Here is an 11,001-nt window from a genome sequence, read left to right as displayed (position 1 = left end):
TCCACGTTGATATCGAACCCGCCCTTGCCGGCATAGAGCCCGGTTTGCTCCACCACGGATGCATAGGTGCTATCCGTCTTGCCGCTGCTCACACTGCCGCTGGCGCTCACCGTGGTGCCGTAACAGATCGGCGGCACACAGATGCTGGCTTGCATACCCGATGACGATTCGCGGCTGTGGTAATCGTCCGTGTCCTGACGGCTTTCAATGTTCAGGTCACGTCCGATATCAGCCTTGATGGTGTCGCCGGTAGCCGTGGCGCCTTTCAGGTTCGTGTCACGGCCGCTGGCGATGGTCAGCGTGTCGCCAGCCGTGACATGCGTGTTCTGGTTCGTGACTGCGGTGCCGTCAGCCTTGGCCTTGTTCTGTGCCGCCGCCAGCTCAATCGTGAAGCCGTTCTGGGTGCCGCCCAGGGACAGGCCCACGCCAATACTGGCGTTGCTGCCGCTGCTCTTGCTGTTCTGGCTCGCGGCATCCTGTGCGCTCTCCAGGTTGATGTCCCGCGCGGCAGTCAGCGCGACGTTCTTGCCGCTGATCTCCGCACCGCGCGCGTTGATATCGCCATCGGTGAAGTAGCCTTCAGCGTCTTTTGCACCCGAGCCTGCCGCAATAATGTTGACCGAGCCGCCTGCGTTGACCGTAGTGCCCTGGCTGCTGCTTTGGGCGTTGTGGACTTCTGCCTGCTGGCTGCCGCCCCCGATGCTAACCGTGGCCTTGATGATCGACCCGCCGCCGTTGCTATTGCCCGGATTGCCCGTTGCCGAGTTACTGACGGGGGGCTTGCCCTGGCCTTGCAACGCATTGACCGCGCCCACCGAATTGGCCGCCGCAATGCCCGCCTGCACCGCATACAGCGCAGCCGACTTGCCGTCACCGCTCTCCATTGCCCGTGCTGCGTTCTCTGCCGCCTGTGCCGCCTGCACGGAATAGCCCGAGAAGGCTAGCGTCACGCCATATTGGCTCGACTTGTCCTTCTGGTTCATCGCGCTGGAATCCTCGCCCGGATCGAGCACGACGTTCCTGCCGATCAGGGTCACGTCCTGCCCTGCGGAGATATCGGCACCGCGCGCGGTGAGGTCGTCCTTGGCGGTGATGCTCACATTGCCACTGTCGCTGACCACCTGGCTGCGCACAGTGTTCTCGCTCGTGCTGTTTGCATCAAGATGGTGCGATTCAGACCGTACGCCGAAGGTCCCTGCATAGCCGTTGCCACCCAGGTCGCCGATGGCCTTGCTGCTGCTGTCGCTACGCTGCGACTTGGTTTCCTGCCCCGAGAGGATGTCCACCCGACCCTGCTTGGCCGAGATGGCAATGTCATGCTCTGCGGCCACGCCGCTGCCTGCGATCCGCACGTCGCCGGTGCGGCTGGTAATCGTGACGGAATCGCCGGTGATCGTGCTGGCGTTCTGCTGGCTGGCGGACAGTTCGCTGCTGGAATTGGCCTTCTGGCTGCCATACGGCACAACGGTCACGCCGCTGCTGTTGGCACCGCCGTTGATGCTACGGCCGATGTCGCCCAGCGTAGCGCCGGCCGTGCTGATCTTCCAGCCGCTGCTCTGCGACGAAGACGACTCGCTGTACGTATCCGTCGATGCCTCGATGTTCACGTTGCGTTGCGCGTCCAGCACCGCCTTGCCGCCCGCGCTGACCATGCCGCCATGCAGCAGGATGTCACCATCGAGCGCTTTGCCGGCATCGTTCTTCGCCCCGCTGCCGGTGGCGCGCAGGATGATGTCACCCGCGCCGGTCAGCGTGCTGCCGCTGTTGGTCAGGCTTTCGGAATGAAACTCGGCGCTGCTGGAGTTCCGCCCGTAAGTCACCGCGATCTGCGGCGCCGTTCCCGCCGAATGGCCGATTTCGCCCGCCACCTGCTTTGTGGCCGTGACCTTGCTGTCGGCTTGGCTGTTGGCCTGGATGTTGCGTACAGAATCCAGCGGCGTGCCGACGACGGCGACGCCGAAGCTGCTGGACTTGCTACTCTGGCTGCTGTCCTGCACGACCCGGTCGATGCCGGTAGTGATGGCGATGTTCTCGGCCTGGATGTCGATGTGGCCGGCGCTCTCGTTGTCGCCGCTCCGACCTGCGATCAGGTCGCTACCGATGATGACAGCGTCCTTCCCCGCTGTGATGGTGACGCTGCCGTTGGTGGCACCCACTGCGGAGCGTGCGTCGCTCTGGGTCACGGCCACGGTATGCGACGACGATTTAGCGTTGCTGCTGCCAGCCGACACGCCGATTCCACCCTGCCCCGCCGAGAACTTAACGCCGGACGAAGAGCGCTCGTGCGTCTCGGTCACTTCGCGAACGTTTTCGCCGGCCGTGATCACGACGTTTCCTCTGGCTGCCGTCAGGTCAACGGCATCCGTTGCCGTGACAGTGCTCTGGCGGATGAGCAGGTCGTTGCCAGCGACTGCCTGGACCGTGTTGCCGCTGATGGCGCTACCCACGCCCACGTCCGCGTAGCTGGCGATTGCATCGTGGCTCGACGAGCGCGACAGGAACCCGCTACTGCGCGAACGTTGCTCCGCACTGGATGCATGCACCTCACGGCCCTCGGCCACGATCACGTCTTCCGTGGCGACCATGGTTACGCCGCCACCGGACGCACCCGTGCCGGCCGTCACGCTTGAGCCGATGACCGCCACGCTGCCTGCGCCTGACGTCTGCGTCGCCTCGATGCCGTTGGCGGCAAGTACCGTACCGACCAGCGCCGTCTGTCCAGCCGCCAGCTTGGCGTTGCCGCCCGCTTCGATCTCGCTGCCGCGCACCGTCTCGTCATAGGACGACTTGGTGTAGGAAGCACTCTTGCCGCCCAGCGATGCTTCGGCATGGACCTGCGAGTCCGTCGTGTTGAGTACGACCAGGTTCTGGCCCGCCACCAGCGTGGCATCCGTGCCTGCGCTGACGGCGGCATTGGCCAGGACTACGTCTCGCCCGGCGACAGCCGTCAAACCCTTGCCGGCCGTGACATCGCTCCCCTGGTAGGTGGTCGCGGCATCGTGGCTGTAGCTTTGGCCGTTGCGCGTGTCCTGCGTTGTGCCAAGGGCCACCGTGCCCATGTTGATGTCGCGGCCCGCACCAATTAGTGCATCGCCGCCTGCAGCCAGCGTCGATCCGGCCAGCGTCACATCGCGGCCGGCAAGCACTGCGACATTGCCCTTGCCTTCGATGACCGCCTGCCCACCCACGGCCGTGGCGCTGGCACTGGATCTGTCGACCGATTGCACTGCAGAGATCGTCTGCGTCTCGTTGATGACATCACGCCCAGCTGCGACGACCACATCCTGCCCACCAATCCGGCCGCCCAGGTTGCGCACATCCTGCGCGGCCTGGACCAGCGTCGTGCCGGTGGTGCCGCCGATGGCGCCCCGGTTCACGATATCGGTGCCCAGCACCTGCGTGGCCACATCGCCGACGATATTGCCGCTGTTGTTGACGTTCCCCGTGGCGTTGATCGCCACGGCATTCCCCGCCACCAGCGCACCAGTGGCGTTGAGGTCCACGCCGGGGCCCTGCGCGAGATAGACCTTGGGCACGAGCACTGACTGCGTCGTTCCGTCCGGCAGGGTCACGTCCTGCGACACCATCCACACCATGTCCGTGGTGAGCTGCCGCATCTGCTCCTCGGTCAAACCCACCCCCGGCGCCAGGCCAAAGGCCTTGCCGTAGGTCACGCCGTTGTTCATCAGCGCCTTGTATTCCTCCATCTGGTCGGTGTAACCCGTCAGGAAGGTTTTTCCGGTCAGCGCCGTTACCTGGTCGCGGATCAGCTTTTCTTCATAGAAACCGTCGCCAAGGCGCTTCTGGGTACGCTGAGGATCCAGTCCGAGCGCGCCGAGCATGTAGTCGCTCGAGATGAAGTTGTTGTACTGGGTGAAGCGCGAATCGGTGGCGACCAGGTAGGTATCGCCCGGCGCGCTGCGATAGGTATAGAGCCCGTTGGTCGGCAGGTGCAGGTTCGGAATGCCGCCACTGGCGGTACCCAAGGTCTGCGGACGCGAAGTCTTGCCGGCCGCACCATCGATGTGCGCGCCGCTACCGCCACCGCCGGCCACGCCGCTGCTGCTCACATCCACGCCGACAGCGTTCACCGCACCCACGGAGACATCCCGGGCGCTCGTCTGTACGGTCTGATTGGACGTTACAACGCTCGGGAGCGCTGCCACCGTGGTCGGGGCCTGCGGCTCGGGGGCATAGACCACAGTCTGCTGATCCGAGTTTCCGCCGCTCTTCTGGTGCCAGTAGAAGGTCGAGGTACTCGTTGTGGTAACCGTCTGCTGCAGGACCGTACCGACATCGTCAATGGTGCCGCCCGCGGCACGGCGCGAAAGGTTGCCGCCCGCCGCCATTGTCGATGACTGGTTGAGGATGGCGCCACCGTCCGCATTGATGCGAATGGCACCGCGTGCCTGGATTTTTCCGGCGTCCGTGGCACTGATCAGTCGGTCAGTAGCCGTCATCGTGACAGTGGTACGCGCGATTTCGCTGTAGTCGTGTACGTCCGGCCCGAGGTCGTAGCGGACGATCTGCTGGTCCGGCCGGATCTGCGTAGCAGGGTTCCAGTTCGGCCAGAACGTGATCTTATAGCCGGCGCCCGTGTCTTCGATCGCCTGATAGTACTGCACGGGATTTGACGCGATGTTCCTGTCTACAAGCAGGTTTCCGCAGAAATCACCGTTCTCCGGGCACAACCACTGCCCCTCATATTGGTCTATCGGCGCCTTGGAGAACGATAGCGTCTTGTTACTGGTGTCGACGTAGACAACGTCTGACTTGGGGACCTCGACGGTAATCGGGTTCCTCAGCGCATTCATCATGTCTGCGCTGATGGGCGCCTCGTTCGAATTCCAGCGCCACTGCGGAAACACAAGGCTGTTGTAGCCCCCTCTGCCATCGCCCTCGAATCCGGCCATCCAAGCCGTCAACGTCTGCCGCGCCGTCTCCACCGGCGTTCCACCCTCCGTCACGATGCTCGTGCGCTTGTTCACCACCGAACGCGCTGCGATGTCGATATCCCCATCGGCCTCGATGGTTGCCGAACTATTGACCAGCGCGTTCATCTGGTTCGCCGGCATGCCGCCGCCGTCCCGCGTGCCATCGCGAGCGATCTGGAGGTTGCCCATGCTGTAGATCGTGGCGCCGTCGGTGTTCGAGACGGCATTGCTGGCGTAGATCTTCACATCCGATGCGCCAGCGATGATCGCGGCCGCCCCGGCGTTGGAAACATCGCTGGCTTGCACCTGGATGGCGTTGCCGATGATCGTGCCCGTGTTACCAAGCGCTGCGCTATTGGTCATTACAGCGTCACCGTCGATCCGGCCAGCGTTGCTGATCGTACCGCTGGCGCTGACGTTAGTCGTGGCGCCCGTCATGGTGGCGCCGGCGGCGTTGACCACGTTGCTGCCTTGAACCGTCAGATCCTCCCGCGCAGCCAGGCGCCCGGTGTTGGTGACAGCGCCCGTGGCCGTCACACGGAGGTCGCCATTTGCTGCCAGCCGGTTGGCGGCGTCATTGACGTAGTCCCCGTTGACGTCGAGGCTCAGGTTACCTCCGGCGGTCATCTCGCCACTGCCGGCCAATGCACCGCCGACGCCGATATCCTGGTTGGCACGTACGCTGCCCCCAAGGTTGTTCATCGCACTCACGTTTAGTGCGATGCTCTTTCCACCCAGCAGCGTGCCATCGCTGTTATCCATGTAGGCGCCGGCCTGCTGCATCGTCAGTGCCTGCCCGCCGTAGATTCTGCCGCCACGGTTGTCCACGCTGTTGCTGACGGATAACGTGAGCGAGCCCCCACCGGCGACATTGCCGCCGCCGGTGTTGATAAGATCGCGGGCGGCGAGCGTCGTGTTTCCGTTCCCTCCCAGCGTGCCCCCCGTGTTGTTCAACGAACCTGCGGTGCTGACTGAGGTTGCGCCGGCCCCCGCATTGGTGAGCCGGCCACCGGTGTTATCGACCCCGGCAGCCGTGACGCTTACGGTGGAATCCGCGCCGTTGGCGGAAATCGTTCCACCATTGTTGGACAGGACCCCTGTCGCACTCAGCGTCAGATCGCCGCCGGCCTGCAGCGAGCCCGCCGCGTTGTCAATTTGGCGAAGGGTTCCGACGCTCAGCGACTTGTCAGCGTAGACGGCGCCCTGATGGTTCGTGATGCCGTTCCCCGCGACGAGGCTCACATCGCCCTGCGCGGAGATGACGCCCCTGGTGTTGTCCAAAGCGAGGAGGCGAGCATCAATGGTGCCGTTCGATTGAATGCTGCCGTCGGTGTTGTCGGCAGCGCCCCTTTCGCCAAGTACGGTCATTCGGCCAGCACCCGCGTGGGCGATCTTCCCGCCTTTGTTGGTCAGCGTGCCAACATCGAGGGTCCCACCGCTTCCATTGATGGCGACGGAGCCGCCAGTGTTGTCGAGCGTACCGCCAGCGACAATCGTCGTATCGGAAGGCCCATATTGCGCAATCGTTCCACCCGCATTGTTCAGGTCGCCGGTTGTGCGGAGTGCAAGGCCGTCTGCCTCGATCCGGCCGCCGCGATTGTCGATCGTGCCGCCATTGAGATCCACCGAGGCACTGGAAATCATGCCGTTGCGATTCGATACCGCGCCGGACGCGGAGATGTCCGCGGCACCGCCCGCGATGACCGCGCCGGCATCATTGTCAAGCCTGTCCACGTGCAGCTTTGCGCCGCTCCCGGCATTGATCTGACCGTGATTGACGAGCACGTCCGCATCGACCCGCACGCTGCCGTTGCCACCGATGACCCCACCCTGCGCTCCGCTCGCGGTGGTGCCAGTAGTGTTTTCGATGGTGCCTCGTGCGGCGATCGTCAAGTCATCGCCATTGAGCGAGACCACACGCCCTGCCTGATTCCCGAGCGACGCCGTGTCCATTGAGAGTCCACCGCCCGCCTGCATCACACCGCCGGCGTTGTCGACCGCGCCTGCCGAACGGATGTCGATGGCACCGTCCGCGATCAATTGCGCGTTCCGGTTCGAGACGCTTGCGGCCGTCACATTCGCGCTTCCGCCGGCGCGTAGTGTGGCACCTGACGCATCAAGGGCGCCGCTTGCATGAGCGCCGAGCGCACCGCCCGCCGAAAGCGTGGCGCCGTGCAGATCAATCTCGCCTTGACTGGCCTTGATCTGCACGGCGCCAATGGCCGATGTCTCGCTGCCGGCCAGATTCACCGAACCACCTTGCACCGTAGCGTCCGCCCCGGCGAGCACCTTGCCGCTCGCCTGCACCGCGCCGCTGGCATTCAGCGCCAGCGTCCCGGCCTGCGAAACGGTGCCGTCGGCGCCCACGCCGGACGCCAGCGTGCCGCTCGATGCAATCGACGCTGCGTTCGCCGAGAGGCCGCCGCCCGCCGCGAGCGTGCCACTGTTGGTCAGCGCGCCCTGCGTGCCGAGTGCCAGCCGTTGGCCGGCATAGGTGGTACCGCTGTTATCGACCCCGTCCCGTGCGCTGACGGTCATCGCGCCGGTCGTATTGGTCTGCCCCGCAAGTTGCAGCCGCCCCTGCGCCGTCAGCGTAAGGTCGCCAGCCTGCGCCGCCACCACGCCGCGCGTGGAAACCCCCACGCCCGCCTCGGTGGACGCCAGCAGGATCTTGTTGGCATACATGCCGCCGAGTTCGCTGACGTCGATGCCCACGGATGGCGCCGGACCACTGCCCGCAATGGCCGAGGCGGAGAGCGTCGCGCGATCCACCTGGGCGGCACCCGCCACGACGTTCAAGTTATTGGCATACAGGGCGGCATTCGCCTTGACGGCTCGCGCAATCAGGTCCACCTGATCCACGCCCGTGGCATGCAGGCCACCGCCTTCGACGAGGATCTGCCCGCCGGTCACGCGGAAGGCATCAAGGCTGCCACTGCCGCCATAGACCGGAATCCCGGTCGTCAGCGTCGCGCGGCTCGTGTTGATGAATCCCGCGCCATCAACCAGGATCCCGTTGGGATTGGCCACGATGACTTCCGCACGCGGGCCGGCCACTTCGAGGTAGCCACGCAACTGGCTGGGCAGCGTGCTGGTGACCTGATTGACGATGATCCTTGCTGACCCGCCGGGCTGCAGGTTGGGATTGCCGTCGATGTAGCCCGCCTGCTGCGTCGCCACGATGCCCGGCGAGTTGTTGAGGATGGCACCGGCCTTGTTGACGTCGAACTGGTTGTAGTGATTGACGGAGACGCCTGCCCCCGATGGCCGCGTGATGTTGACCTGCGGCAGGCCGTTCGCCGTCTGGACAACCCCGGGGCGGCTTGCGCCCGCATTGGGGTCGGCGACGATCTGCGCGCCGGCCACCATCGGCACCCCCATCGCCATCCACGCTGCCAGTTGCAGCACGGGCACGCCAACGCAGAGGCTTCCCGTCCAGACCCGCCGCGTCTCACCCCCCACAGCCTTCCGGCCAGCCCGCCGCCCGGACCCGGTACTGCTTGCGGTTTCCTGCACGGCCATCAGCATGGCGCGTGTCTTGTTGAAAACGAGACGGTAACAAAGACGATTCATTCTGGACCCCGGCTGCTGGCGCACGCGTGGCCGCCGTCAGCAATTCGGGTCCTACTCGCACAGAAGATGCGCGAAACGCCGTACTACTACCGCGAGCCTACTTGTAACCAGTTGTAAGTTTTTTATAAGCGAGGCGGAGCGTACGGCACTACGCAGGGTCCGGCATACCCCACTTTTTTCTGATTCCATCGCCATCCCAAGGCACAAATCTGTTCCGCCCGAAAGTGGGGTCCGCCCCAGCAAACGGTTTCCGGGAAAACCGGCAGCTTTTACGATTCCGTCAAATCTGAGTCATAAGTGACATGAATCATTTTTAAATCAGATTTCAATGACGTGCCCTGACAACGCATGGTCGCCGTCCCGTTACAGTCCACGAGCAAACAAAAACGGCGGCCGTCGTTGCAACGGCCGCCGCCTATCCAGCCAGCAAACGCTCAGCTCAAAGCGCCCCACCCACTCCAGTCCAATACGGATCCCGCCCGTAGTACTCATGGATCGTAGTCGCCCACTGCGGATCGGCCATGCCGGGCCAGCTGTCCTTGTTAAAGCCTGGGGCGTCCTTGATGCGGTCCGCGGTCAGGCCGAGGCGGAAGCATTTGGCGTCGGTGTCCATGACCAGGGCACTCCAGGGAATGGCGTGGAGGGTGTCGCCGATACCGAGGAAGCCGCCGGTGCTCAGCACGGCGTAGGCCACGCGGCCGCGGGGGACATCGATCATGATTTCCGAGATTTCGCCGACGTGCTCGCCGTCGGACGAATAGACCTTGGTGTCGTCGAGGCTCGATGCGGCCATCACCTCGGGGCCGGGGCCTTCGCCCACGCCGGAGCCGACGATGCCGGCACCCTGGCCGGAAGTGAGGGTGGGATCAGCGGTGTTCATCTGCAACTCCTTGCGTGGGGGTGTGGGACCCGTGATCCGCAACGAGCGTGCCGAGGGAGCGCCCGCCTTGCCGGGCGCGTGCAGCGGTCCGGGGCGGCGTGTCGCGCACCCTTTGCGGTCGCGGACAAATTACAAGCACCGGTAACTTGCCACGGCGTTTCTATATTAGAGAGCGCGCCGCACGAGTGGGGTGGCGGCGCGTGTGCTGGTACGGAACCTGCGCAGGCATGTGTTGCATCGACTTTCCCGCACCTTCCCCCGCACCTTCGCACTGCCTGACAGGAGACACGCATGGATCCGAACAACCTCAATCCGCAGAATTCGAGCGCCGATGCATCCGCCGCGCGAGCCAACCTGCGCGCCGACACCAACCAGCTGGCCAAGGATCTCGACGATCTGCTCTCGCAGTTGCCGAATCTGACCGGCGAGGCCGTCGACGCCGCCAAGAAGACGTTTCTCTCCAAGGCGGAGCGCGGCTCGCAGGCGCTGGACTCGATCAAGTCGACGGTCAGTCACAACTGGCAGCAAGGCCAGGAGTGCGTGACCGAGTACGTGAACAAGCAGCCGATGCGCGCCATCGGCATGGCGCTCGGGATTGGCGTGCTGCTGGGCGCGGTGCTTTTCCGGCCGAGCCGGCACCGCTACGACGACTGACTAGCCGCCCGCGCTTCCCGCAACGACGCCAGCAGGATGTCCGCCAGCCGCTCCACCTCGGGCGGCATGATCGGCGCCGCCCGCAGCATGACCAGCGGTAGCGACGGCAGCCCGGGCAGGCCGGCCTCCCCGGCTGGCACCGCGCGCACGTTGGCAGGCAGGCCGTAGCGGGAACGCACGGTCAGCCCCAGGCCCGCGGCGGCGGCGGCCCACAGCCCGCCGAGGCTAGGGCTCGAGAACGCCAGGCGCCATGGAATGCCGGCGCGATCCAGCGCAGCCGTGGCTGCGGCGTGGAACTGGCATGGGCGGTCGAAGGCGATCAGCGGTAGCGGCTCGCCCGGTTCCCAGATCATCGGCGCCGTCGCGGAGCCGACCCAGCACATGGGCGGTTCGTCGATGGGCTCGACTGCGCGCTGGCCCAGCGCGTAGCCGGGGATGCCCGGATCGGGCGATCCCAGACCGCCATCGGACCAGATCAGCGCGAGGTCCAGCCGCCCGGTATCGATCCGCGCCAGCAGTTCGGCATTGCGCGCCACCACCGCCTCGATGCGCACCTTCGGGTGCGCGCGGGTGAACCTGCCGAGCACGTCGGGCAGCAGCCCTTCGCCAAATTCCTCCTGCAAGCCCAGTCGGATGCCGCCCGCCAGATCCACGCCGCGCACCGCCGCCGCGGCTTCGTCATTCAGGTCCACCAGCCGCCGGGCGTAGCCGAGCATGGCCTCGCCGGCCGCCGTCAGCGCCAGTCCGCGTCCGGATTTGCGGAACAGCGCCGTGCCGGCCTGCTCCTCCAGCTTCTTGATCTGCGCGCTAATGGCGGACGTGGAGCGCCCGACGCGATCCGCCGCCCGTGCGAAGCTGCCCAACTCCATCCCCGCCAGCAGGCTACGCAAGGCGGCGACGTCGAAATTCGTGCGTGACATCGATCATCCTGTTTTGTCGAACGATTGCTGAAGTATTTTC

General features: G+C 65.2%; 4 protein-coding genes. 1 reads left to right on the top strand and 3 read right to left on the bottom strand.

The window, feature by feature from the left end:
- Both AC1DFU_RS05890 and AC1DFU_RS05885 read right to left on the bottom strand, forming a co-directional pair.
- On the bottom strand, positions 1-8,462 hold an 8,462-nt coding region (locus AC1DFU_RS05890; RefSeq protein ID WP_477159854.1), incomplete at its 3' end, for a hemagglutinin repeat-containing protein.
- A 484-nt stretch (positions 8,463-8,946) separates the two neighbouring features.
- Positions 8,947-9,387, bottom strand: a complete 441-nt coding sequence (locus AC1DFU_RS05885) for a PRC-barrel domain-containing protein (protein WP_092293471.1) — start codon at positions 9,385-9,387, stop codon at positions 8,947-8,949.
- A 291-nt stretch (positions 9,388-9,678) separates the two neighbouring features.
- Between AC1DFU_RS05885 and AC1DFU_RS05880 the strand changes: the two genes are divergently transcribed.
- Positions 9,679-10,041, top strand: coding sequence for an ElaB/YgaM/YqjD family protein (locus AC1DFU_RS05880; protein WP_441591364.1), 363 nt, complete (start codon positions 9,679-9,681; stop codon positions 10,039-10,041).
- On the opposite strand, the gene AC1DFU_RS05875 is transcribed toward AC1DFU_RS05880, so the two are convergent.
- Positions 10,029-10,961 carry a LysR substrate-binding domain-containing protein gene (locus AC1DFU_RS05875; protein WP_092293475.1) on the bottom strand — a complete coding sequence of 311 codons (933 nt, stop codon included), beginning with the start codon at positions 10,959-10,961 and terminating at the stop codon, positions 10,029-10,031. The genes AC1DFU_RS05880 and AC1DFU_RS05875 overlap by 13 nt on opposite strands.
- Positions 10,962-11,001: the final 40 nt, after the last annotated feature.

It is taken from the genome of Cupriavidus sp. 10L45, from assembly GCF_056395225.1.
This window is presented reverse-complemented; position numbering and strand designations above follow the sequence as displayed.

Excerpts from the sequence above, each read along its gene's own strand:
- AC1DFU_RS05875 (WP_092293475.1), bottom strand. The coding sequence starts at position 10,961 with ATGTCACGCACGAATTTCGACGTCGCCGCCTTGCGTAGCCTGCTGGCG.
- AC1DFU_RS05885 (WP_092293471.1), bottom strand. The coding sequence starts at position 9,387 with ATGAACACCGCTGATCCCACCCTCACTTCCGGCCAGGGTGCCGGCATC.
- AC1DFU_RS05880 (WP_441591364.1), top strand. The coding sequence starts at position 9,679 with ATGGATCCGAACAACCTCAATCCGCAGAATTCGAGCGCCGATGCATCC.